The following is a 23,777-nucleotide window of genomic DNA, read 5'->3' as shown; positions in this document are numbered from 1 at the left end:
GTTAAACGGGAGGAATAATGGTGTCGCAAACCTTAGAACTCAATTCATCGGAAAATAACCAAATTGCCGGCCGCGGTCTGCTGATCACCGGTTTGATCATAGCCATGCTGTTCTCCGCTTTAGACAACACCATCGTCGGAACGGCCATGCCGCGTATTGTCGGAGACCTCGGAGGTTTCAGTTTAATGACGTGGTTGACGACGGCTTATATGCTTACATCTACCACCGTCGTCCCGATTGCCGGCAAACTCGCTGACCTGTTGGGCCGCAGAACGGTATACTTGGCAGGTTTATTAATTTTTATTCTGAGTTCCATGCTCTGCGGGCTTGCCCAGACGATGGAACAGCTGATTTGGTTTCGTGCGCTGCAGGGTATCGGGGGCGGGATCATGATGCCGATGGCCATGATTATTATCGGGGATATGTTTACCGGAAAGCAGCGGGCCAAATGGCAGGGAGTATTCGGAGGAATTTTCGGCCTTTCCTCCGTTATCGGTCCGCAGGTCGGCGGTTGGATCGTCGATTCGATGAACTGGCACTGGATCTTTTTTATCAATTTGCCAGTCGGCATTCTGGCAACGATTTTTATCGCGATGGGTTTAAGGGGCCAGCGGGCACAAGGACCGGTCAAATTCGATATGGCTGGCATGATTACGATGATTATCGGTATCGTCACGCTGCTGCTGGCCCTGACGTTCGGCGGCAAAGAATACGCTTGGGGATCTTGGCAGATCATCGGGATGTTCGCGGTTTCTGCCGTTTCGCTGCTGGCCTTCGTACTGATCGAAGCCAGAACCAGCGAGCCCATATTGCCTGTGCGTCTGTTTAAAAACAGGACTTTCACCGTGGTTAATTCCATCGGGTTTCTGATGAGCGTGGGCATGTTCGGAGCCATTATGTTCGTACCTCTGTTTATGCAGGGGATTGTGGGGATCAGCGCTTCAGCCTCCGGCACCGTCATGACTCCGCTTATGATCACGATGATTGCGGCAAGCATGATCGGCGGGCAGCTGGTGCACAAAATCGGTGTAAAAATACAAATGGTTATCGGTATGATCGTCATGGCCGCAGGCTTCCTTCTGCTTACGACAATGAATATCGATACGACCAAACTGACCGCCAGCGGGATCATGGTGGTACTCGGCCTCGGTATGGGTCTGGTGATGCCTCTGCTGACGCTTACGCTGCAGGAAACGTTTCCCAAATCGGAGCTTGGGGTGGTCACGTCCTCCAGCCAGTTTTTCCGCCAAATCGGCGGTACCTTCGGCATGACCATTCTCGGCGTGGTCATGAACAGCAAGTCGGATGAGCTGCTCTCATCGCAATTGGTGCCCAAGCTGAAGCAGCTGCCGGATCAAGCTGCCGGCATAGCCGATCAACTTGCCGAAACGATCCATACGAATCCGCAGGGCTTGTATTCAACGCTTTTGAATCCGGAGACGCTGGCCCAATTTCCCAAAACGCTGGCGGATCAAATCGTTCCGATCGTTAAGAACGCATTGATCGAATCGCTGCATTCCGTCTTCTGGTTCGGACTGGTTTTCGTGCTCCTCGGTGCCCTCTTAACGCTGACTCTCGGTAAAATCAAATTGGAAAGCCGCAGCGGCAAAGAAGAAGCCACGGCCCCGGAAGGGGCCATGGAGTAATCCTTATAAGCCCCTTTAGAAAAGGAAACATCTTTTAAGCGCGGTTACCATTGTTCTTTCAACGGGGGGCTCCCTTTCGCATCCGAACCGGTCATCAACATTTAAATATTGGTTGGCTGCTTAGTTTGCCCTAATGCCGCAAGTATCATATAATGGTATTAGTCGAGAAACCGGATTTATGTATTTTACTCATTTGATAAAAATTAATTATTCTGCGCACAGTAGAGTTGCGCAGGTTCACGCTTGGGAGAGGAGGGATACCGTGAACCTCAACCAACTGGAAACGCTTATCACGATATCCAAAACGATGAGCTTCCGTAAAGCCGGCGAGCTTCTCAATTTAACCCAGCCTGCCGTGTCGGCGCAAATCAAGAGCCTGGAGGACGAGTTCAAAACGGTACTTATTGACCGGAATCAGCCCGTGACGTTGACTGACAGCGGCAAGGTATTTTTGGATCATGCCGAAAAAATTCTGCAGACGGTAGAGGATTTGAAACAGCGGCTTGCTGATTTGAACCAAACGCCCCAGGGACACATTCACCTCGGAACGACGACGTCCATCGCCATTCAAATTTTGCCAAGAGTTTTGTCGTATTTCCAAAACCAATTTCCGCTAATCAAAACAACGATTCATTCCATGACGACTTCGCAGATTATGCAAAACGTCGAGAACGGAACGATCGACATCGGCATTACGTATTTGTTCGACAAGCACCCGGCGCTGGAAAGCTCCGTACTGTATTACGACACGTTCGAGCTTGTCGTGTCCCCTGACCACCCGCTGGCTCAATACAGCCATATCCCCATCGAACGGCTGCATGAGCTGCCTCTCATTATGCTGTCTCCCGAAACGGCCGGACGCCGGTTCGTCGATCAAATTTTCAAGCAGCTTCATATCGTTCCGCAAGTGGTCATGGAGCTGTCCAGCAGCGAGGAAGTGAAGCGGATGGTGGAACTGAATTTGGGAGCGGCAATCATCTCCAAGCTGTCGATTCAAAGTGAGCTTCGTCTTGGCACGTTGAAAATGATTAACGTCAACGAGTTGGAAATCAGCCATCCGGTCGGCGTGGTATACAAATCCGGACGTTATTTGAGCTCGGCGCTGCATCAATTCTTAATGGATCTCAAAGGCATGGAAGAAATTCAATTTATCGGTTCGGAGTGATGAAAAATATGAAATTCGATTTGCATACCCATCACGAGCGCTGCGGGCATGCCGTAGGTACGATCCGCGATTACATTGAAGCAGGTATTGCCCGCGGCCTTCAGGTCATCGGGATTTCCGACCATTCGCCTTACTTCGCAAGCGAGTCCGACCGGGAACAGCCGGGTATTGCCATGGCGAAGAGCGAATTTAAACGCTATGTAGATGAAGTTCTCAAGCTGAAAGAAGAATACCGGGGACGCATTGAGGTGCTGCTCGGTGTGGAATCCGACTTTTTCCCGGAGCATGCGGACGTATACCGTAAGGTATATGAACAATATCCGTTCGATTATATCATCGGCTCTGTCCATTTGTCCGGCGGGGTCAGCATTTTCAACAAAAAACGCTGGAACGGACTGACCGACCGTCAGAAGGTCGAGCAAAAAGAGCTGTATTACGATCTGATCGAGCAATCCGCGCGCAGCGGCATGTTTCAAATTCTCGGTCACATTGACGCGATGCGGGGCTTCTACCCTGCCTTTTCAGACATCCAAACGGATGCGGTGGACCGGACGTTAAAAACGATCGGCGAAATCGGCATCGCCATCGAGATCAATACTTCCGGCAAAACGAAGGATTGCGGCGGCTGGTACCCGATCGATCCGATTCTGGAGCGGGCGCTGCATTACGGGGTGAACGTTACTTTCGGCTCGGATGCCCATGTGCCCGGGCGGGTCGGTGACGATTGGGAGGAAGTAGCCGTGCGGCTCAAAGAGATCGGGTTTCGCGAATGGGTGTATTTCAAAGAAAAGCAAATGCATAAGGTACCTTTATAACCTGTTTGCAGCGGATGTCGGGGGCTCCCCGGCATCCGCTTTTTATACCAGCCAATCCGGTCAACCCGCTGTTCGGAGCCGGGGGCTGACCGGATTTAACCAAGCGGCCTGTAGCCAAGCTGACTCATTTGCTGCGCCATGACACGATATCCCGCCGCATTCGGATGAATCTTGTCGGAAGACAGCAGTTCTTTTTCCCTTCCGGCAAACAGGCTGTAAATCCGTGCCACCTGAAAATTGGCGCACTCCAGGCTCTCAATGTGCTGGCCCAGGCGCTGTACCCATCCGGCCGCCGCGGGAACTTGCGGAAGAGGATTGTACAAATCGACGGCACGGATGATATAAGGCCTTGAACGATTCGCTTTCAGCTTCCGGATGGAATCCACGATCTTTCCATAGTTCTCCCGGCACTGCACCAGCGCTTGCTGAAGCACCTCGGGATTGGTTTGCATCGCGTAACGCTGAGCAGCGCGAATTAAATCGTTGCCTCCCGCCGTAATCGTAATGATATCCGCACGGGCCAGAATATGACGAATTTCGGGGCTTCCGTGCACCACCCGAAGCAAGTCACCTGTCGTCGCCCCGGATATTCCCAAATTGATGCTGTACACACATTGTCCCAGCCGCTTCTCTGTCATAGACCGATACTGCGGCACCAACCCGCCGCCGGGACATGCGCCTGTTCCGACGGTTATCGAATCTCCAAGTGCAGCATAGGTGAGCACGATCTTCACCCCTTTCTTCCATTATCTCTGTTTTTGGCGTACAACGGCTTTCTTGGGTTTTGCAGCATGTTTGCCTTGCAGAGGGACCGCCTTGACGTTGGCCGTTCCCAAACCGCCGATCCCGGTTCCAAATCCGCCAAAGCTGCCCATCAGCTTAAATATCGGCCCCATCTGTTTCATGATCGTAAACAGCTTCTGGAATTTTCCCATAGTGGACACAATACCGTCCAATCCGCCGATTCGATCATACATAGAGAGAAAACCTCCGCCCGATCCGACCGCTCTGGCTGCGTCACCCGCGCCTGTTCCCCCCGCGCCATCCGGAATGCCGGTCGCTCCTCCACCGCCGAAAGGACTGAACAATCCTTTTACATTGGCTGTATGCATGTGAGGACGACTTGTACCGTCAGAGCGGCGACGTTCGGGTTTAGAGCCTTGCGCCGCACGCGGGACGGATTTACGGACTTGCGATTGCTTTGTCTTCTTCATGCTCGTTCCCTTCCCTCTTCACGTGTTGGCATACTCTGACTTGTCTACTTAATCCAGATTATGTGAATGCGCTCCGTATGGCTTGGGTAAGTGGAATGCTTGCGGTAAAATGGGCGGATACCTGTGCCTGACTGTCTCAACGAAAACTATCCGATAAAGCAAAAAAAAGAAGCCGGCCTCATTTATCCGACACTTGCGTCACGGAATGATGAGTAGTCCAGCTTCTTTCCTACACCAGTTTTATTCGGTTTTTTTCAAATCTTCTATCGAATTGATTTCCATATACTTCGGCACAACCAGGCCGATCTTGGTACCGTTCAAGTTCGGACCAAGGTCTTCAATTTTGTCCTTGAACTTATCAAAGTAGTCTTTGTGCGTAGTCGGCAACCATGCGGCTACGATGCCGTCCGCATCGCCTTCGGCCACTCCGGCCCACATCGGTCCGGCTTCGACCTGCAGCAGGTCGACTTTATATCCAAGTCTCGTTTCCAGCACCTGCTTTACGACATGGGTGCTGGCGATTTCGGAATCCCAGGCCACGTAAGCAAGCTTCAGGGTCTTGCCTTCTTGTTTGGGCAGATCCTTCACCCATTCGTCCGCCTTGTCGGCATTGTCGCCGAGCCATGCAGCCGCGGCTTCTTCAGGCTTCTTGCCTTCCTGCACCTCCACCATCACCTTCGCCATATCGTCCGGTGTCCATTCAAACCGGTCCAGCATAGCGTAAGCGGCCGGATGTTCCTCTTTCAGTCCTTTTCTGACGATCGTATGAATTTGCTCATCCCCGCCATACACGTTTTTCGGATCTTCCAGATATTTAAGGTCATATTTGGCGAACTTCCAATGCGGGGTCCATCCCGTCACAATAATGGGTTTTTGGTCTTTATAGGCTTTATCCAGCGCAGCCGTCATGGCGGCCCCGGAGCCCTCCACCAGCTTCCAGTCCGTGAGTCCGTACTCCTCTAACGCTTTGCTCGTGGCCTGCATCAAACCTGCACCGGGATCAATCCCGATAATTTGATAATTGACCTGTTCCCCGACAGAAGCGGAACCGGAGTCAGAGCCGGAATCCTTCTGTCCGCAGCCGGCGGCCAGTACCGTTATTCCCAATACACATGCCGCCATCATCATCAGGTTACGAGTTCTTTTTTTCAATGCCTACCCTCTCCTTTTTTTCTTTTTGACTATATTTTGAGTTAAGCGGTCCAGAAGGATCGCCAAAATCACAACGGCAATGCCTGCTTCAAAGCCTTCGCCTATCTTGAGCTGGGTCACCGCGCGATAAACGTCCGCACCGATTCCCTGGGCTCCGATCATGGATGCAATAACGACCATGGATAAGGACAGCATAATTGTCTGGTTGATTCCTGCCATCAGTGTAGGCAGGGCCAGCGGGAGCTGAACCTTCCACAGCTTCTGGCCTGGAGTCGAACCGAACGAATCCGCAGCCTCAATCAAATCGAACGGAATCTGGCGGATACCCAGGTTCGTCAACCGGATCGTAGGCGGCACGGCAAAAATGACCGAAGCGATAACGCCGGGCACCACGCCTAAACCAAAAAAGAAAACGGCGGGAATCAAGTAAACGAATGCGGGCATGGTCTGCATAAAGTCCAAAAGCGGCGTCACCGCATTCTGGACCGAGTTATTCCTCGCGCACCATATGCCAAGCGGCAGCCCTATAATGACCGAAACCAGCGCGCTCGTCATCACCAAAGCCAGCGTGTCCATCGTGTGGTCCCAAAATCCGAGATTATCAATCAACAGCAAGCCGACCAGAGAAAACAGCCCCAGCACCCAGCCCGCTGAGCGGTAGGACCAGAAAGTTACCAACAGAATAAAAACGAAAGCCGGCGGCCAATGAAACAGCCACGAGAAAACATCCACCGTGCCACCGATGATGGTGGAGATGAAATCAAATATGAAATCAAAGGTCGAGCCGACCCAATCAACAAAACGCTCTATTCCAGGAGCAATCGGCAGCTTAGGCATCTTCGCTCACCGCCTTTCGCACCCGGTCTTGATTTCCTGCCAAAGCCCCAAGCACGGCGCCGCGGATAATTACACCAAGCAGTCTCCCGCTTTCCGAGGTTACGGCTACGGGCACACGACTGACACTGACAAGCTCGAACAAGTCGTTCAGTAGCGTATTCTCCGACACCGTCGGCACATCTTTGACGATAATTTCGTCAAGCCCTTTATTCTCTTTAATGGCCTGAGCCGTATCCTCCGCCGTCAATACGCCGATCAGACGTTTTGAATTGTCGACGACAAACAGATTGGAGATGCCGTTCTCCCGCATCAGCTCAAGCGCTACTCTCGGGCCTCCGCGGTCGTAGACCATCGTCTCCGGTCTGCGCATGACGTGCGATGCCGTCAGTACCCGGGACAAATCGACGTCCTCGATAAACCGTTCCACATATTCGTTGGCAGGCGAAATCATGATTTCCTCCGGCGTCCCGATCTGTACGATCGAGCCGTCCTTCATCAGAGCAATGCGGTCTCCGATCCGAAGCGCCTCATTCAAGTCGTGCGTAATGAATATGATGGTTTTCTTCAGCTTCTCCTGAAGCTCCCTCAGCTCCTCCTGCATGTCTTTGCGGATGAGCGGATCCAACGCGCTGAACGCTTCGTCCATCAGCAGCACCTGCGGCGAGTTGGCCAGCGCCCTGGCCAGTCCGACGCGCTGCTGCATTCCCCCGCTAAGCTGGTCTGGGTAACTGTTCTCCCATTCCTCAAGGCCGACCAAAGCCAATGCTTCCCGCGCTTTCTCTCGGCGGATTTTGGCAGGAATCTTCTGTATCTCAAGACCGAACTCTACATTCTGCGCCACCGTGCGATGCGGGAATAAAGCGAATTTTTGGAACACCATACTCATCGCCGTTCTTCTGAACTCTCTGAGTCTTCCCTCCGACATCTCGACGATATTTTCACCTTGAAACGTAATGCTTCCGAACGTCGGTTCGATCAGGCGGTTTATAAGACGGATCAACGTCGATTTACCGCTGCCCGACAACCCCATGATAACGAAAATTTCCCCTTCTTTTACTGTAAAGTTGGCGCGGTTCACGCCCACGGTCAGCTTTGTCTCGGCAAAAATGCGTTTCTTGCTCCAGCCTTGCTCCAGGAGGCTCAAGGCTTTTTCCGGCGACTGCCCGAATATTTTAGTCAGGTTTTTCACCTCAATCAACCTGTATCACCCCATTCTTTGATGTGCTTAAGTTTACAGGTTTTGGTGTAAAATGGTCAAAACCCAAATAAGTTTGTTTCGTACGTACAGAAAAAACTTTATTAACGTATTATACAGAATACTCCTTATTCCTCCAAATTCCTGTCCATGTAACTTCTTTACTTTCAAAACCAACTTCAATACAATGTAACTATTCTAGTAAGAGCGTGCCGGCGGCTGCCGGTCCGCAGTTATGAACAACATACGAATAACATCTGAACAGGCAACCGGCTTCGTCCGGAGGAGGCAGAACGATGAACAACTGGGTTGGCATGTCGGAGGAACAAGTCGGCATCATTCAAAAAGCCCGCAAACGCGTGATTGAATCAATCGGTAAAAACATGGACTTATACGGAGTTACATTATCGTCCGGACATTTATACGGTATGATGTTTTTTCAGGACAAACCCATGACGCTCGACGAAATGGGCGAAGGCATGGGGATGAGCAAGACCAGCATGAGCACAGGCGTGCGCACGCTCACGGATCTGAAGATGGTTCATAAGGTATGGGAACCGGGGTCGCGCAAGGATCTGTATGAAGTGGAGCCGGACTGGTACCAGACGTTTGCGGATTACTTCGCTATCAAGTGGAGGAAGCAAACGGAGATGAATCTTCAGGCGGTGCGCAAGTCACTCAGCGAGCTGAAGCGGTTGAAGGAAGCGTACCAAGACAATGAACAGCTGCAGAAGATCGTTAACACGGATATCAATAAGCTGGAGGAAGCCGTCCGCTATTACATGTGGCTGGGCCGTTTGATCGATACCTTCGAGAGCGGGGAAATCTTCTCGCTGGTACCGAAGGAGGAGCCCGTAAAACCATAATGCAGGAGAGCCGATTAAGGCTCTTTTTCCTGTTCAATCGTCTTTATGATAGAATAGAGTAATACTAACCGTTGTGATGAGGTGAAGCTTTTGAAAACCGATTTTGACCGTATCATCAATCGACGCCATACGCATTCCTACAAATGGGATCAATCCCTAAAGCTGTTCGGGGATCAGGACATCCTCCCCCTTTGGGTGGCCGATATGGATTTTGAAAGTCCTCCTGCCGTAAGGAAAGCTCTGGAAGCCCGTGCTGCGCTGGGAGTTTACGGCTATTCGATCAAAAACGAAGCTTATGTGGACGCCATTATCCACTGGTATCAACGGCGGCACGGCTGGACCATCGAGCGGGAATGGCTGAGCGACGTGCCCAGCGTCGTCACATCGCTCAGCATCGCGGTAGATGTATTCAGCGAGCCCGGCGGCTCCGTCATTCTTCAATCCCCGGTTTACTATCCTTTTTACGATGTGATTCGGATGAATGGCCGCGAGGTGGCTAAGAACCCTCTGGTCATCCGTAACGGCAGATACGAAATGGATTATGACCATTTGGAGGAACTGATGGCGGGCGGAGCCAAGCTGATGCTGCTGTGCAGTCCGCATAATCCGGGCGGGCGCGTGTGGGAACGCGAGGAGCTGCTCCGTCTGGGCGAGCTGTGTCTGAAGCACGGGGTTACGGTCATCTCGGACGAAATTCACTGTGATTTGGCACTGCCGGGACATCGCCACATTCCGTTCGCCTCTTTGTCGGAGGAGCTCTCGCAAATTACCTTGACTGCACTCGCGCCGACAAAGACGTTTAATCTCCCCGGCCTCCAATCCTCGTTCATTGTCACCGCTAATGCGGCGATGAAACGGAAATTCGATTACCGGGTCAAAGCGCTCAGCCTGCACATGACGAACTTCTTTACTCATGAAGCCGTGATGGCCGCATATAACGAAGGGGAAGCTTGGCTCGACGAACTGATCGAATACGTAGCAGGCAATGTCGACTATGCCATAGCTTATTTGGCTGAGCATCTTCCCGAGGTAAAGCCGATGCGTCCGGACGGCACTTATTTGCTGTGGGTGGACTGCCGGGGCCTGGGCCTCGATATTAAGGGGCTTAAGTCGCTGATGTTCGAAAAAGCGCGTGTGGCCTTCAGCGAAGGCTCTGCCTTCGGCACGGAGGGACAAGGCTGGCTGCGCATTAACCTGGCCTGCCCGAGATCGCTGTTGACGGATGCGCTGGAGCGGTTTTGTGAGGCGGCTTCCAATAGAAGTTAATCCGTTGTTTCTCACTAACACTACAGCCTTGTATTCCGTAGCGCCTTTTCGCGAATACAGGGCTTCCTTATGTCGCCTTTGGGACTTGGGCATCGGGACGTAATTCCATCATTTCCGGTGAGCCGGCGGCAGGAGAAAAGCTTACGAACGAACGGCTGCTTGCCCGAACAATGCGGCGCAGCCAGAAGACGTATACGCGAAACCCTGCGGCTTGTCCCTGATCGGCTTAATTCATAATTAAGGCCAGAGAAGGCAGCTTTGCGAAATAGCGGAACGATTCCATTTCTTCCAAAACGATGACCTAGCTCTTCATATTCCGGATGAGGTCATGCCGCAATGACTATTTTTCAACAGGTCTGAACCGTCAATCATAAGGATCATAGACCGCAGCCCGAATAAGGACCGCGCCTCCTGAAATCAGCCGGGAGACCCGGTCTTTGGGGTGCCGCTTTCTCCAGATACGCGGACAAGACGCTGCCATCATCCGCCTTCATGCTGTTCGTCGAGATAAGCCTTGTACTGCTCGGCATTGAAAAGCTCGTTCAGCTCTTCTCCGGCATCGGGAGACCATTCGATCTCTACGATCCATCCGCCCTCATACGGCTGCTCATTGACAAGCTCAGGCTGATCGAGCAGAAGGGCATTTATATTCGTGATGATGCCCGAAACGGGAGCAAACAAATCCGAAACGGTCTTCACCGATTCAATCGTACCTATAGGGTCTCCGGCGCGAACACTAGATCCTATCTCGGGGAGCTCGACAAATACAATATCCCCCAGCTCGCATTGCGCAAAATCGCTTATGCCGACCCTGACCGTCCCGGATTCCCCGATGTCCGCCCATTCATGCTCTTTGCTGTAGAAAACGTTCGCTTTAACCTCGTTCATATCCATACAGCTCCCCGTCTGTGCGGTGTTCTGCACCTGCCGGCTGCGATTCGTTCTCCCCGGAGGCACAGGCCTTCCACCCTTGTGATCCTTCATCTTCGCACGTATACTGGTAGAATAAAACAATGGACAAGTTTACGTCAATATAACTTACATATCAATTTATTTTATCGGAAAAGCACATTGACAATCCGTTTCAACCGGGAAATAATGAGAATAAGACAACTAAATATCTGTGGATGATGACAAAAGGAGAGATTACTTGACATTAAAGTAACGCCGAAGGGGTAAGCCGCAAGGTGAATCTCTCAGGCAAAAGGACTTTTGCCGGACACATCTCTGGAGAGAACCTGCAAAACAGGTCACCCAAGGGGAAACTTGTGCTGCGGCATAAGGTAACTCTCAGGTAGAAGGACAGAGCAAGGAACGAGGTAACGCCGGCAAGCCCGGCAAGCCCGCTTCTTTGGCTCTGTTTGTTTTTTCTATGCGCTTGAGAGGCCAAATCATCGAAAGAGGTGAAAGAGATGTCCCCCTTAAAAAGAACACCGCTATTCCCGCTCTACGCGGATGAACCGGGAGCCCGCTGCATCGATTTCGGCGGTTGGGAGCTGCCCGTCCAATTCATCGGCATTCAAAAAGAGCACGATGCCGTTCGCCGGCACGCCGGATTATTCGATGTTTCCCATATGGGCGAGGTTCTGGTTACGGGTACCTTTGCCGAGGCTTACCTGCAGCACTTGACGACGAACGATGTCTCCAAATTAAGGGACGGTCAGGCACAGTACAGTTTGATGTGCTATCCTGACGGCGGCGTCGTTGACGATTTGCTGGTTTATCGGCTCACCACAGACCAGTTCATGCTGGTTATCAACGCCTCGAATATCGACAAGGATCTCGAATGGATGGACCGCCACCTGATCGGCGACGTTGTGATCCGAAACGTCTCTGAGCAAACCGCTCTGCTTGCGCTTCAAGGCCCGTTGGCGGAAACCATACTCTCTCGGGTTACAGACGCCTCTCTTTCCGATTTAACCTCATTTTCGTTTATTTCGAATGTTCAGGTCTGCGGCGTTCAGGCTCTTGTCTCCCGCACAGGATATACCGGCGAGGACGGGTTTGAACTCTATCTTCCCGGCGCCGACGCTCTTCATGTATGGCGGACGCTGCTTGAGCACGGCCGGGATCACGGCTTAATCCCCGCCGGACTTGGAGCCAGAGATACGCTCCGCTTTGAAGCTAGGCTGCCTTTGTACGGGCAAGAGCTCAGCGCCGGGGTGTCCCCTTTGGAAGCCGGAGTTGGATTTGCCGTGAAGCTAAGTAAAGAAGGATTTATCGGCAGGGAAGCGCTGTTAAAGCAAAAGCGGGAAGGAGTACGCCGCAGGCTTGTAGGCATCGGGATGATTGACCGTGGTATTCCCCGCCCCCACTACAGGGTATATGCAGACGGTGCATGCATAGGAGAAGTTACATCGGGCACGCAATCCCCCACCCTGAAAAGGAGCTTGGGCTTGGCCTTGCTGGATACCCGTTATGCAGACATCGGCACGAAAATCGAAGTGGACATTCGCGGCAAACGATTACGGGCGGAGGTTGTTCCCAGTCCGTTTTATAAACGGACCAGCAAATAAGGTAATCGGCTTTCCCCCATCATAAAGGAGCTGAATAAGGTGAAGCATCGATACTTACCAATGACGGAGCAGGATCGGCAGGACATGATGGCCGAAATCGGCATCAAGTCGGTGGAGGAGCTGTTTGCCGACATCCCTGCCCCAGTCCGGTTTCAAGGAATCTTGAATGTCTCTTCCGCACTGAGTGAGCCTGAATTGCTCAAGCACACACGCCGATTAGTGGAGAAAAATGCGGATACCGATCGGTACACCAGCTTCTTGGGTGCCGGCATCTATGATCACCACATCCCCGCCGTCATTCAACACGTGATTTCCCGTTCCGAGTTTTACACCGCCTATACCCCCTATCAACCGGAAATCAGCCAAGGCGAGCTTCAGGCGATCTTTGAATTTCAGTCGTATATTTGCGAATTGACGGCGATGGCCGCGGCCAATGCAAGCATGTACGACGGCGCTACCGCTCTGGCGGAGGCCGGAAAGCTGGCCTGCGAAGCCACCAAACGAAAGCAGCTGGTCGTCTCGCGGGCGGTACACCCCGAATCCCGGCAAACCTTACGTACGGCGGCACGGGGGTTAGATCTGGATATCGTTGAAATCGACTATGCGGATGGTGTAACGGATCAGAAGCTGCTCGCCTCCCAAATCTCCGGTCAAACCGCAGCCGTAATCGTACAATCGCCCAATTTTTTCGGCTGTATCGAGGATTTACGAGCTATGGAGCCGCTCATTCATGCCGTAAACGGCTTGCTCGTAGTGTATACCAATCCGCTCTCACTCGGTTTGCTGGAGCCGCCAGGCGCTCTCGGCGCGGACATCGTGATAGGCGATGCGCAGCCGCTGGGCATTCCTGCGGCTCTTGGCGGACCTACCTGCGGCTTCTTCGCCGTCGGCTCACCGTGGCTCCGCAGGATGCCCGGCCGAATCGTAGGCCAAACGGTAGACCGGGACGGCAAACGCGGTTTTGTGCTCACGCTGCAGGCAAGGGAACAGCACATCCGCCGTGAAAAAGCAACCTCCAACATTTGCTCCAACCAGGCTCTCCTTGCTCTATGCGCTTCCGTTTACTTGTCGGTTATGGGTAAAGCCGGCTTACAGGAGGTGGCAGGCACGAACGTGCGGAAAGCACACTATGCGGTCGAAAGCTTCCGGCGGATCAAGGACGTCACCCTTGCTTTCAACAGCCCTTTTTTCAACGAGTTCGTACTTAAGTTACCCGAACAGGCCGACATCGGAAGGCTTAATGAAGCGCTGCTGTCCTTTGGATTTATCGGAGGCTATGATCTGGGATCGGCATACCCGGAATTAAAAAATCACCTCCTCATCGCCGTTACGGAACGAAGAACCCGGGAAGAGATCGAGGAATTTATCGACCGAATGGAGGCATCCCTGTGAGCAGCGAAAAATCCACTGAACGTATCGTAGAGGAAACAAGCAGCGTAAAGCACGATCAAGCCTTGATTTTCGAGATAAGCAGGCCCGGACGGATCGGGTACTCCCTACCCGAATGCGATGTGCCTCAGACCAGCATCGATGAACTAATTCCTTCCCGTCTGCTGCGAACAAAGCCCGCTCAGCTTCCCGAGGTCAGCGAGGTCGACGTCATTCGCCATTACACCGCTTTATCGCGCCGCAATTTCGGCATCGACAACGGATTTTATCCCTTAGGCTCCTGCACCATGAAATATAATCCGAAAATCAACGAGGATGTCGCTCGTTTTCCCGGTTTTTCCAAAATTCATCCGTACCAGCCCGAATCCTCCATCCAAGGCGCATTGGAGTTGTTGTATACGCTGCAGAATGATTTGACCGCCATCACCGGCATGGACCGGGTGACGCTGCAGCCCGCAGCCGGGGCACACGGCGAATGGACCGGACTCATGATGATTCGCGCCTATCACGAGAGCCGTGGCGAGCATCGGACGAAGGTCATTGTTCCGGACTCCTCCCACGGCACCAACCCTGCAAGCGCAACCGTCGCGGGGCTTGAGACCATCATCGTCAAATCCGACGCCAAGGGGCTGGTCGATCTGGAAGCGCTGCGCGCAGCGGTAGGTTCGGATACCGCCGCACTCATGCTGACCAACCCTAATACGCTCGGCTTGTTCGAGGAGCGGATCGTGGAAATTGCGGAAATCGTACACGAAGCCGGAGGCCTGTTGTATTACGATGGAGCCAATTCCAACGCGATTATGGGCATTACGCGCCCCGGAGATATGGGCTTTGATGTTGTTCATTTAAATCTTCATAAAACCATGAGCACCCCGCACGGCGGCGGAGGCCCGGGCGCAGGCCCGGTGGGCGTGAAGCAAAAGCTGGCCCCATTCCTGCCAGCACCGACCGTAGAACGCAAGGAAGACGGGACGTACTACTTCGACTATGACAAGCCAGAATCGATCGGCCGGGTCAAAGCCTTCTACGGCAATTTCGGGATTCTTGTACGGGCCTACACCTATATCCGCAGCTATGGTCCAGAGGGGCTTCGCGCCGTATCCGAATGCGCCGTGCTGAACGCCAACTACATGATGCGCAGGCTGGCGCCTTATTACGAGGTTCCGTATGAGCGCCTGTGCAAGCACGAATTTGTCATGTCCGGCAGAAAGCTGAAAAAATTCGGCGTGCATACGTTAGATGTAGCCAAAAGACTGCTTGATTTCGGTTATCATCCCCCGACCATTTATTTTCCGCTGAATGTCGAAGAATGCATCATGATCGAGCCTACCGAAACCGAGAGCAAAGAAACACTCGATGCTTTTATCGATGCGATGATCCAGATCGCTCACGAGGCCGAGCATCATCCGGAGCTGCTGCTGAACGCCCCGCACACTACAGCCGTAAGAAGGCTGAACGAAACCCAGGCAGCCCGAAAGCCCGTACTGAATTGCACCTGCCGCTAATAGTCCGTTTCGAAACATAACGGGGTTACCCTGCAATAAAGCAAACTCGCCTAACCTGGCGGGTTTGTTTTTCTTCGATCCTATCGGCAAGCTTCTAATTGATTCTCATATTGCCGCGAAAAGTTGGCGAGTTATCGTCCTTCTGCATAATATATCCTATTTCATTTTAACTTTATCGGATTTGGACATATCTTTATTGTTCTAAGCCTTCAAGACAAAAAAAGAGACCCGCCAACGGGGCCGGGTCTTAAAGTGTATATATTAAAAAAGGGGGTCTTGTCACTAATTATACATCGTCAATATGTTAAACAAGTAACAGAAATATTTCATTTATGTAACAAGTTTGAAAGCGCTATATCGAAATTGAGAATAACTATCAAAATCATTGATAAAACTTCTCAATATGGAGATAATCCACCAAAATAGGCTAATAATCGGTCTCAATTAAAGTATTTGCCAAAATTCAACACTTGACGTATAATTCGGAGCACAGGGGTACATGAAAGGCGAGGTGAGAAGAATGTACGACTATCATCATTTACATCATGTCAAGGAGCAGTCCCGATCCAAGAGAACCCTGTGGATCACGCTGTTTTTGACTGGATTTTTTACCCTGGTGGAAATTATCGGAGGTCTGCTCTCCAATTCTCTTGCTCTGCTTTCCGATTCGGCTCACATGATATCCGACGTATTCGCACTCGGGCTCAGCATGTTTGCGATTCATTTGGCTACTCGGCCCCCGAATGCAAAGTTTACGTTCGGGTACCTGCGCTTTGAGATTATCGCCTCTTCGATCAACGGACTTACGCTTTGCGCCATCGCGGTCTGGATCTTTATCGAAGGCATCCGGCGCTTTATCCATCCGGAAGAGATCAACCTGAAGCTGATGCTGACCATTGCCTCCATCGGACTTGTTGTAAATATAATACTGACCTACGTATTAAGCCGCAGCGTGAAGGAAGAAGACAATTTAAACATCCAAAGCGCATTATGGCACTTTATCGGCGATTTGCTCAGCTCGGTCGGGGTTATCGTTTCCGCGATCCTCATTTATTTTACGGGCTTCCTATGGTTCGATCCGCTGATCAGTATGGTGATCGGGGGCATCATCTTTACAGGCGGTGCCAAAATCCTGAAAGAAGCCTACTATATTCTAATGGAGTCGGTGCCTGACCGCTTTCAGCTGGATGAGATACGGGAATCGATTGCTCAGGTAGAAGGTGTGGAGGATGTGCACGAAATGCATTTGTGGGCTATTTCCACCGACCATTATTCGCTGACTGCGCATGTGTTTATTGACAATAAGACCCAACCGTTTTGCATCATTCTCGCCATTAACGAGACGCTGAAGGAGAAATACGGCATTGAGCATTCCACTATTCAAATGGAGCATGCGGTCATTCATCCCCATGGAGAGTACGGCAAGGAATTTTTACGGCACAAGGACGAGATCGGCGGGACGGCGCTGCCAACCTGATCCGGGAAATAAAGCAAAACCCTCTTTCATCCATGCGATGGCAAGAGGGTTTTATGCTTTATCCGCTTTCGCTCCCGTAATCAGTATATGACGAGCCCTGGAACGCCTCCCTTCTCTTGAAGATCAGTCCCCGTCAATGTCATTCAAAACTACAAAACGATATAAAAACCGCCCCTGCCGGCCAAAGCCGACAAAGGCGGTGATATGCATTAGCCCGGATATATTCCGGACTTCATTTACAAAATTACATGCTGAGCCATTTTTTGAACAAATGCTTCGTCGTATCGAGGTTGATCGCTGCGATCGAAGTCGTGAGCGGGATGCCTTTCGGACAAGAGCGCACGCAGTTCTGCGAGTTTCCGCAGCCTTCGATGCCGCCGTCGGACATGAGTGCTTCCAGACGCTCGTGAGCATTCATCTCGCCAGTCGGATGCGCGTTAAACAAACGCACCTGCGAGATGGCCGCCGGGCCGATAAAGTCCGTTTTGTCGTTCACGTTCGGACAGGATTCCAGACATACACCGCAAGTCATGCATTTGGACAGCTCATAAGCCCATTGACGCTTGGCTTCGGCCATACGCGGACCGGGACCCAAATCGTATGTGCCGTCGATCGGAATCCAGGCTTTCACTCTCTTCAAAGCGGAGAACATACGCTCGCGATTGATCACCAGGTCACGAACAACCGGGAATGTCGTCATCGGTGCAATGCGGATCGGCTGTTCCAGCTTGTCTACCAGCGCTGTACAAGCCTGACGCGGTTTGCCGTTGATAACCATGGAGCAGGCTCCGCACACTTCCTCCAAACAGTTCGATTCCCAGCAGACCGGTGTCGTTTTTTCGCCTTTGGCATTCACCGGATTACGCTGTACCTCCATCAAAGCGCTGATCACGTTCATGTTCGGGCGATAAGGAATTTCAAACTCCTCCGTGTATGGCGCACTTTCCGGTGAATCTTGACGGGTTATGATAAACTTGATCGTTTTGCTTGCAGTCGCGGTTGCTTCGGCCATGATTAATGACCTCCCTTCTTCTTGTCGGTCGTATAGTCACGTTTACGGGGCGGAATGAGTGATACGTCGACGTCCTCATACTCGATTTGCGGACCATCCGGCGTCCATTTCGCCTTCGTTGTTTTCAAAAATTTCTCGTCATTACGCTCCGGGAATTCCGGCTTGTAGTGTGCACCGCGGCTCTCGTCACGCAGCAAAGCGCCGAGTGTCATGGCATGCGCCAGTTCCAGCATGTTCCAAAGCTGACGGGTATAAGCCACACCCGGGTTGTTGAAGCGGGCGGAGTCGTTGATGTTGATGTTGCGGTAGCGCTGCTTCAGCTCGTTGATCTTGTCGATCGTTTCCTGCAGCTGCTTGTTGTAGCGAACCACCGTCATGTTATTGGTCATCCATTCGCCGAGCTCTTTCCCAATCACGTAAGCATTTTCGGTGCCGTCCATCTTCAGGATGCTTTCGTATTTATCGGTATGAAGCTTCGTATAACGGTCGAATACCGAGGAAGAAATATCTTCCGCATGCTTATCCAGGCCTTTGATATATTCGATCGCTTTCGGACCGGCAACCATACCGCCGTAGATAGCGGACAGCAGTGAGTTCGCGCCCAAACGGTTCGCGCCGTGGTACTGGTACTCGCATTCGCCTGCGGCGAACAAGCCCGGAATGTTTGTCATTTGGTTATAATCTACCCACATACCGCCCATCGAATAGTGAACGGCCGGGAAAATTTTCATCGGAATTTTGCGCGGGTCATCGCCCATAAACTTCTCATAGATCTCGATGATCCCGCCAAGCTTGACATCCAGCTCTTTCGGATCCTTGTGCGATAGGTCAAGATAAACCATGTTCTCGCCGTTGATGCCCAGCTTCATGTCCACGCACACGCTGAAAATTTCCCGCGTAGCGATATCACGGGGCACCAGGTTGCCGTAAGCAGGATATTTCTCCTCAAGGAAGTACCAAGGCTTGCCGTCTTTATATGTCCATACCCGTCCGCCTTCACCGCGTGCCGATTCGGACATCAGACGAAGCTTGTCATCGCCCGGAATGGCTGTCGGGTGGATCTGGATGAATTCGCCGTTAGCGTAATAAACGCCCTGCTGGTACACCGCGCTCGCCGCCGTACCCGTATTGATAACGGAGTTGGTCGATTTACCGAAGATGATCCCGGGGCCGCCTGTCGCCAAAATAACCGCATCTGAACGGAATGTTTTCACTTCCATGCTGCGCAGGTCCTGGCCGACAATACCGCGGCATACGCCGTCATCGTCAAGCACCGCACCAAGGAACTCCCAATGCTCGTATTTCTGAACCAGACCGGCAGTTTCCCAACGGCGCACTTGCTCATCCAGCGCATACAGCAGCTGTTGACCCGTTGTCGCTCCAGCAAATGCCGTACGATGGTGCTTTGTTCCCCCGAAACGCCGGAAATCGAGCAGACCCTCAGGTGTACGGTTGAACATCACCCCCATCCGGTCCATCAAATGGATGATGCCGGGCGCCGCTTCACACATCGCTTTAACAGGCGGCTGGTTCGCGAGGAAGTCTCCTCCGTATACCGTATCGTCAAAATGTTCCCACGGAGAGTCGCCTTCTCCTTTTGTATTAACCGCTCCGTTGATACCACCCTGGGCGCATACGGAGTGGGAGCGCTTGACAGGAACAAGGGAGAACAAGTCTACGTGAACTCCAGCCTCGGCCGCTTTGATGGTGGCCATCAAGCCCGCCAGACCTCCACCGACTACAATGATTTTTGAATTCGCCATGATCGTCCGCCCTCCTTAACCTTTTGCCATTTGAGGCACTTGCTGGAATGATGGGTCCATAAATGCCGTCAACGACAAGATAAACATGATGGACATGATAACAAAAACGCCCATCCAGACATAAGTAGATACTCGCTGTGCGCGCGGACCTATGGTAATACCCCAGCTGACAAGGAAAGACCACATTCCGTTGCTGAAGTGGAATACGGCTGCAATCACACCGATCACGTAGAGCACGAAGTAGACGGGATTGACTACAATACCGTGCATGTGGACGCCGATCTCACCTTGGTCAACCGTTCCGATAGCAATCTGAAAGCGAGTTTGGAAAAAGTGCCATGCCACGAAAATAAACGTGATTACGCCGGTCACACGCTGCAGAAAAAACATCTGGTTGCGGAAATACCCGTAGTTAGACACGTTGTTGCGTGCTGTATATGCTACATACAGACCGTAGATGGCATGGTATGCCAGCGGAATCCAGATCCCGAAAATCTCCAGGAACAGGACCAGCGGCAGCGAATGCAGCCAATGCACTTGCTCCATAAAGCCCGTGTGTCCACCGCTGAACGCTTTGTAGTTCGTCAGCAGGTGCTCGATCAGGAAGAAACCGACCGGGATGACACCCAGCAATGAATGAAGCTTTCGAGAATAATACGAGTTCTTAAACATTAGTAATTCGTTCCCCCCTTAAGGTCAAGGCTTGTCACTATTTCGTCAAAACCATCTTTCATTGTACTCCCGCATACTTAGAGCGTCAACAGAAAACGCTACAACTATTTTCCATGAATCGACATGCTTTTATGCAGAATACGCCGAAAAATGTGAACGGGAAGTGACATATACCATACTACTCTTGAATCGCTTATAATGGAAGTGCGGATTTTTTATATATCGTTATAACAATACTGCATATGTAAAAAGGAGACGGTTCTTATTATGGAACTCATTGATGTTTTCGCTGCCGTCGTCGAGCAGCAAAGCTTGAATAAAGCCTCTCAACTGCTGAATATTTCACAGCCTGCCTTATCGCGCAAAATCATGCGGCTGGAGGAGGAGCTCGGTGTCCAGCTGTTCAAGCGCATAGGCAAGCGTCTTGAGCTGACCCGGGCCGGTGAGATTACCTATGAATATGCTCTCGATCAGCAGCGGCTGGAACGCAAGCTGCATGAAACGCTGCAAACCTTCAAAACGGGTGTGCAGCCTGCCAGCATGATCATTGGAGCAAGCTTGACTACGCTGCAGTCTACGCTTCCGGACCTGATTACGATGTATATGAGGGAATACCCGAACACCGATATTAAAGCGATCACCGGCAAAACCCATGAAATCGTGCCGCTGGTTAAAGACAGAAAAGTGGACATCGGACTCGTCGCTTCCAAAATCGATGATCCGTCCCTCACCTGTGTTCCCTTGTTCGACGACCACCTGTGCCTTGTTTTGCCGGACGGTCATTCTTATACCGGCAAGACGGAGCTCAAGATTCACGATCTTCACGGGCTGCCGATGATCCTGTTCTCGCGAGGCACCTGGTACCGTGTCCTGATGGACGAGATCTTCCAACGCTATGCCGTCCATCCCGACGTCAAGATGGAAATCGATTCGTTCGAAGCCATCACGCGTCTGGTTTCCACCTGTAATGCGGGCACCTTGCTTCCCGAATCCTATCTCCGCCGTAATTTAATGGAAGACAACCAATTGACCGTACGTTATATACCGGAGCTGAAGCAAACCAAAAGAACGACCTCTCTGCTGTATACAGATGATGCCGTTCTCCAGACTTCCATCGGTCTTTTCATTGATCAGGCGGTGCGTCATTATCAACAGGCCAGGACGGTGGGCGTTTAGCCTTTTGGGGTTCACTTGCCCCTTGAGCCAAGCGCCTCAGCCGATGGTGATTTTACCTTCAGGGTAACGGTACAGCTCCTTATCCGTTTTCTTTCCAAGCGCGTAGGCCAAAGTCATCGGTCCAAGCCGCCCGGTGAACATCGTCAGAGCGATAACGACTTTACCGAATTCGGTGAGCTGGGGGGTTAGGCCCATGCTTAATCCCACGGTGCCGAAAGCGGAGGTCACTTCGAACAGGATAACCAAAAAGGCGTGATCCTCCGTCGTAGAGAGCAGCATCGTTATGAAAACGACCATAAAGATCGCGAACATGGTCAGTGTGATCGCTTTGAGAATCCGGTCCTTTCCGAGCCGGTAGCGAAACATGACAATGTCTTCCTTTCCCCGAACCATCGCAACCAGCGCCCCGACCAGGATGGCGAAGGTCGTCGTTTTGATTCCGCCGCCCGCCGAACCTGGAGAAGCGCCGATAAACATAAGAATAATGAGAAAAAATTGCGAAGCTTGTCTCATCTGGGAGACGTCCACCGTGGTAACCCCTGCGGAACGGGGGGTCACGGAATGCAGCAGCGAAGCCAGCAGTTTACCGGAACCGTTTAATGCTCCGAACGTTTTGTGATTCGTAAATTCAAAGATCAGCAGAATCACAAAGCCGATAACGGTGAGTGCCCCTGTAGTGCTCAGTACGACTTTTGAGTGAAGCGAGAGCTTTCGGGTTTTATGATATTCCAGCAGATCCGCAATGACAATAAAGCCGATTCCGCCAAGCACGATCAGAATGATCGCCACCAAATTGACAATCCAATCGTAAGCCAGATGAGACATGCTGCCGAATGGCTTATGGATCGCGCCGAATAAATCGAAACCTGCATTATTAAAGAATGAAATGGCATGGAAAATGCCGTAATAAATCGCCTGGCCGGGTTCCATCTCGAACGACCAACGGACCGAAAAAATCACCGCCGCTGCAAACTCAATCGTTAGAGAATATAGAAGAACCTTGCGTATTAACCGGACGATCCCTTCCATGCTGCCCTGATTCATTGCCGTCTGCAGCACCAGACGTTCTTTGAGCGAAATCTTCCGCTTGAACACAAGAGCGATCAAAGCGGCCATCGTCATGAAGCCGAGTCCGCCAATCTGAATCAGCAGGATAAGGACAAGCTGCCCGAACGCGGAAAAATACGTGCCTGTATCCACCAGCACGAGTCCCGTTACGCATGTCGCTGAAGTAGCTGTAAATAAAGCGTCCAGGAAGGGCATGGACTCCCCGCTGACCGTTGCAATCGGCAGTGAAAGCAAGACTGCGCCAATCATAATAATCAAAGTGAAGCCATATACCAAAATTTGCGGCGGTGACAGCCTCATAATCAATCCAGGTTTCAAGCCTTGGCACGTCCTTTCCGTCTCCCGGGAGCATCAAATCTGCTCCGTCCGCCTGCTAGCGGATGACTTCATTCTCGAATGTTTCGATCTGTTCGTTTGTTCCAATCACGACCATAACGTCGCGCTCTTCGAAAGTATCTTCCGCTGTAGGCGCAATGATGACACCGTTCTTTCTATTGATCGCCACGACACTGCATCCGTAACGCGCCCTGGGATCAAGCTCCTTCAGCGTCCGCCCGGCAAGCCTTTTGGGTACGGCCAGCTCCGCAATGGTGTAGTCATTGGACAGTTCAATATAATCAAGCAAATTGGGAGAAACGAGTTGATGCGCTACGCGTATCCCCATATCCCGTTCGGGATAAATGACCCGGTCAACCCCGATTTTGTTCAGCACTTTGCCGTGAAGCTCGGACAGCGCTTTGGCTACGACCGTTTTGACCCCAATGTCCTTTAATAGAATCGCAGTAAGAATGTTCGCTTGAATATCGTTGCCGATCGCCACCACCACGCAATCGAAATTCCGGATGCCCAGCGATCGGATCACCTCTTCTTCCGTCGAGTCCGCTACCACCACGTGCGTCAGCTTGTCGCTCATCTCCTCCACCGCTTCTTCGTCCACATCGATGCCAAGCACCTCATAGCCCAGTTTCAGAAGCTCCTCGGCAAGACTTGAACCGAATCGTCCTAATCCAATGACTGCGTATTGAGTGTTTTTCATCCATTCG

General features: G+C 51.8%; 21 protein-coding genes and 1 riboswitch. Of the genes, 10 read left to right on the top strand and 11 right to left on the bottom strand.

The window, feature by feature from the left end; genetic code table 11:
- The first annotated feature begins 17 nt into the window (after positions 1-17).
- The 3 genes from NR121_RS02010 to NR121_RS02000 all read left to right on the top strand — a co-directional run bounded on the left by NR121_RS02010 (position 18) and on the right by NR121_RS02000 (position 3,626).
- A complete protein-coding gene (locus tag NR121_RS02010; RefSeq protein WP_054819598.1) occupies positions 18-1,646 on the top strand; it encodes an MDR family MFS transporter in 1,629 nt (542 codons plus the stop codon).
- 262 nt (positions 1,647-1,908) lie between these two features.
- Positions 1,909-2,811 (top strand): LysR family transcriptional regulator, encoded by a 903-nt coding sequence (locus NR121_RS02005; protein ID WP_062409387.1) that lies wholly within the window; start codon positions 1,909-1,911, stop codon positions 2,809-2,811.
- An 8-nt stretch (positions 2,812-2,819) separates the two neighbouring features.
- The gene (locus NR121_RS02000) at positions 2,820-3,626 is read left to right on the top strand and encodes a histidinol-phosphatase (RefSeq protein ID WP_062411004.1); all 807 of its coding nucleotides are present in this window, start codon (positions 2,820-2,822) and stop codon (positions 3,624-3,626) included.
- A 95-nt stretch (positions 3,627-3,721) separates the two neighbouring features.
- Here the strand turns inward: NR121_RS02000 and NR121_RS01995 are convergent, their stop codons facing one another.
- The 5 genes from NR121_RS01995 to NR121_RS01975 all read right to left on the bottom strand — a co-directional run bounded on the left by NR121_RS01995 (position 3,722) and on the right by NR121_RS01975 (position 8,027).
- Positions 3,722-4,360 carry a GDSL-type esterase/lipase family protein gene (locus NR121_RS01995; protein ID WP_054819597.1) on the bottom strand — a complete coding sequence of 213 codons (639 nt, stop codon included), beginning with the start codon at positions 4,358-4,360 and terminating at the stop codon, positions 3,722-3,724.
- Between the two features lie 12 nt (positions 4,361-4,372).
- Complete coding sequence (locus tag NR121_RS01990) at positions 4,373-4,840, bottom strand: hypothetical protein (RefSeq protein WP_054819596.1); 468 nt, start codon at positions 4,838-4,840, stop codon at positions 4,373-4,375.
- A 240-nt stretch (positions 4,841-5,080) separates the two neighbouring features.
- On the bottom strand, positions 5,081-5,965 hold the full coding sequence (locus NR121_RS01985; protein WP_373864980.1) for a glycine betaine ABC transporter substrate-binding protein: 885 nt from the start codon (positions 5,963-5,965) through the stop codon (positions 5,081-5,083).
- A gap of 30 nt (positions 5,966-5,995) precedes the next feature.
- Complete coding sequence (locus NR121_RS01980; protein ID WP_062409389.1) at positions 5,996-6,829, bottom strand: ABC transporter permease; 834 nt, start codon at positions 6,827-6,829, stop codon at positions 5,996-5,998.
- The gene (locus tag NR121_RS01975; protein WP_062409390.1) at positions 6,822-8,027 is read right to left on the bottom strand and encodes a quaternary amine ABC transporter ATP-binding protein; all 1,206 of its coding nucleotides are present in this window, start codon (positions 8,025-8,027) and stop codon (positions 6,822-6,824) included. The genes NR121_RS01980 and NR121_RS01975 overlap by 8 nt, the downstream gene beginning before the upstream one ends.
- A 293-nt stretch (positions 8,028-8,320) precedes the next feature.
- Between NR121_RS01975 and NR121_RS01970 the strand changes: the two genes are divergently transcribed.
- Both NR121_RS01970 and NR121_RS01965 read left to right on the top strand, forming a co-directional pair.
- Positions 8,321-8,890 (top strand): GbsR/MarR family transcriptional regulator, encoded by a 570-nt coding sequence (locus tag NR121_RS01970; protein WP_062409391.1) that lies wholly within the window; start codon positions 8,321-8,323, stop codon positions 8,888-8,890.
- A 90-nt stretch (positions 8,891-8,980) separates the two neighbouring features.
- A complete protein-coding gene (locus NR121_RS01965; protein ID WP_054819595.1) occupies positions 8,981-10,156 on the top strand; it encodes a MalY/PatB family protein in 1,176 nt (391 codons plus the stop codon).
- A gap of 480 nt (positions 10,157-10,636) precedes the next feature.
- Here NR121_RS01965 and gcvH read toward each other — a convergent pair whose 3' ends face one another.
- A complete protein-coding gene (gene gcvH, locus NR121_RS01960) occupies positions 10,637-11,044 on the bottom strand; it encodes a glycine cleavage system protein GcvH (protein WP_256830445.1) in 408 nt (135 codons plus the stop codon).
- A gap of 239 nt (positions 11,045-11,283) precedes the next feature.
- Positions 11,284-11,378: riboswitch (glycine riboswitch) on the top strand.
- 190 nt (positions 11,379-11,568) lie between these two features.
- Here gcvH and gcvT point away from each other — a divergent pair.
- The 4 genes from gcvT (at position 11,569) to NR121_RS01940 (ending at position 17,043) form a co-directional block, all read left to right on the top strand.
- On the top strand, positions 11,569-12,672 hold the full coding sequence (gcvT, locus tag NR121_RS01955) for a glycine cleavage system aminomethyltransferase GcvT (RefSeq protein WP_054819594.1): 1,104 nt from the start codon (positions 11,569-11,571) through the stop codon (positions 12,670-12,672).
- 39 nt (positions 12,673-12,711) lie between these two features.
- The gene (gene gcvPA / locus NR121_RS01950; protein ID WP_054819593.1) at positions 12,712-14,064 is read left to right on the top strand and encodes an aminomethyl-transferring glycine dehydrogenase subunit GcvPA; all 1,353 of its coding nucleotides are present in this window, start codon (positions 12,712-12,714) and stop codon (positions 14,062-14,064) included.
- Positions 14,061-15,566, top strand: a complete 1,506-nt coding sequence (gcvPB, locus tag NR121_RS01945; RefSeq protein ID WP_309144120.1) for an aminomethyl-transferring glycine dehydrogenase subunit GcvPB — start codon at positions 14,061-14,063, stop codon at positions 15,564-15,566. Before gcvPA ends, gcvPB begins: the two co-directional genes overlap by 4 nt.
- Positions 15,567-16,086: 520 nt before the next feature.
- A complete protein-coding gene (locus NR121_RS01940) occupies positions 16,087-17,043 on the top strand; it encodes a cation diffusion facilitator family transporter (RefSeq protein ID WP_054819606.1) in 957 nt (318 codons plus the stop codon).
- A 244-nt stretch (positions 17,044-17,287) separates the two neighbouring features.
- Here the strand turns inward: NR121_RS01940 and sdhB are convergent, their stop codons facing one another.
- The 3 genes from sdhB to NR121_RS01925 are packed head-to-tail and all read right to left on the bottom strand — an operon-like array spanning position 17,288 to position 20,490.
- Positions 17,288-18,055, bottom strand: coding sequence for a succinate dehydrogenase iron-sulfur subunit (sdhB, locus tag NR121_RS01935; protein ID WP_062409396.1), 768 nt, complete (start codon positions 18,053-18,055; stop codon positions 17,288-17,290).
- Positions 18,056-18,057: 2 nt separating this feature from the next.
- Positions 18,058-19,818: a succinate dehydrogenase flavoprotein subunit gene (gene sdhA, locus NR121_RS01930; protein WP_062409397.1), complete on the bottom strand. Its 1,761-nt coding sequence runs from the start codon at positions 19,816-19,818 to the stop codon at positions 18,058-18,060.
- Between the two features lie 15 nt (positions 19,819-19,833).
- Entirely contained in the window at positions 19,834-20,490 is a 657-nt protein-coding gene (locus NR121_RS01925) for a succinate dehydrogenase cytochrome b558 subunit (RefSeq protein ID WP_062409398.1), read from the bottom strand.
- A 267-nt stretch (positions 20,491-20,757) separates the two neighbouring features.
- Between NR121_RS01925 and NR121_RS01920 the strand changes: the two genes are divergently transcribed.
- Complete coding sequence (locus NR121_RS01920) at positions 20,758-21,666, top strand: LysR family transcriptional regulator (RefSeq protein ID WP_054819386.1); 909 nt, start codon at positions 20,758-20,760, stop codon at positions 21,664-21,666.
- Between the two features lie 36 nt (positions 21,667-21,702).
- On the opposite strand, the gene NR121_RS01915 is transcribed toward NR121_RS01920, so the two are convergent.
- Both NR121_RS01915 and NR121_RS01910 read right to left on the bottom strand, forming a co-directional pair.
- Positions 21,703-23,034: a TrkH family potassium uptake protein gene (locus tag NR121_RS01915; RefSeq protein WP_054819391.1), complete on the bottom strand. Its 1,332-nt coding sequence runs from the start codon at positions 23,032-23,034 to the stop codon at positions 21,703-21,705.
- Positions 23,035-23,107: 73 nt separating this feature from the next.
- Complete coding sequence (locus NR121_RS01910; protein WP_054819390.1) at positions 23,108-23,770, bottom strand: potassium channel family protein; 663 nt, start codon at positions 23,768-23,770, stop codon at positions 23,108-23,110.
- Positions 23,771-23,777 lie beyond the last annotated feature (7 nt).

Origin of the sequence: Paenibacillus sp. Pae15 (genome assembly GCF_024519685.1) — a bacterium.
GTDB classification, from domain to species: domain Bacteria; phylum Bacillota; class Bacilli; order Paenibacillales; family NBRC-103111; genus Paenibacillus_G; species Paenibacillus_G naphthalenovorans.
Note: the sequence above shows the minus strand (reverse complement) of the source record. Positions and strands in the feature narration are given on the sequence as shown.

Bases quoted from the DNA above. Each gene is read 5' to 3' on its own strand.
- NR121_RS02010 (WP_054819598.1), top strand. From the start codon at position 18: ATGGTGTCGCAAACCTTAGAACTCAATTCATCGGAAAATAACCAAATT.
- NR121_RS02000 (WP_062411004.1), top strand. From the start codon at position 2,820: ATGAAATTCGATTTGCATACCCATCACGAGCGCTGCGGGCATGCCGTA.
- NR121_RS01990 (WP_054819596.1), bottom strand. From the start codon at position 4,840: ATGAAGAAGACAAAGCAATCGCAAGTCCGTAAATCCGTCCCGCGTGCG.
- NR121_RS01985 (WP_373864980.1), bottom strand. From the start codon at position 5,965: ATGATGGCGGCATGTGTATTGGGAATAACGGTACTGGCCGCCGGCTGC.
- NR121_RS01980 (WP_062409389.1), bottom strand. From the start codon at position 6,829: ATGCCTAAGCTGCCGATTGCTCCTGGAATAGAGCGTTTTGTTGATTGG.
- NR121_RS01970 (WP_062409391.1), top strand. From the start codon at position 8,321: ATGAACAACTGGGTTGGCATGTCGGAGGAACAAGTCGGCATCATTCAA.
- gcvH (WP_256830445.1), bottom strand. From the start codon at position 11,044: ATGAACGAGGTTAAAGCGAACGTTTTCTACAGCAAAGAGCATGAATGG.
- gcvT (WP_054819594.1), top strand. From the start codon at position 11,569: ATGTCCCCCTTAAAAAGAACACCGCTATTCCCGCTCTACGCGGATGAA.
- NR121_RS01940 (WP_054819606.1), top strand. From the start codon at position 16,087: ATGTACGACTATCATCATTTACATCATGTCAAGGAGCAGTCCCGATCC.
- sdhB (WP_062409396.1), bottom strand. From the start codon at position 18,055: ATGGCCGAAGCAACCGCGACTGCAAGCAAAACGATCAAGTTTATCATA.
- sdhA (WP_062409397.1), bottom strand. From the start codon at position 19,818: ATGGCGAATTCAAAAATCATTGTAGTCGGTGGAGGTCTGGCGGGCTTG.
- NR121_RS01925 (WP_062409398.1), bottom strand. From the start codon at position 20,490: ATGTTTAAGAACTCGTATTATTCTCGAAAGCTTCATTCATTGCTGGGT.
- NR121_RS01920 (WP_054819386.1), top strand. From the start codon at position 20,758: ATGGAACTCATTGATGTTTTCGCTGCCGTCGTCGAGCAGCAAAGCTTG.
- NR121_RS01915 (WP_054819391.1), bottom strand. From the start codon at position 23,034: ATGAGGCTGTCACCGCCGCAAATTTTGGTATATGGCTTCACTTTGATT.
- NR121_RS01910 (WP_054819390.1), bottom strand. From the start codon at position 23,770: ATGAAAAACACTCAATACGCAGTCATTGGATTAGGACGATTCGGTTCA.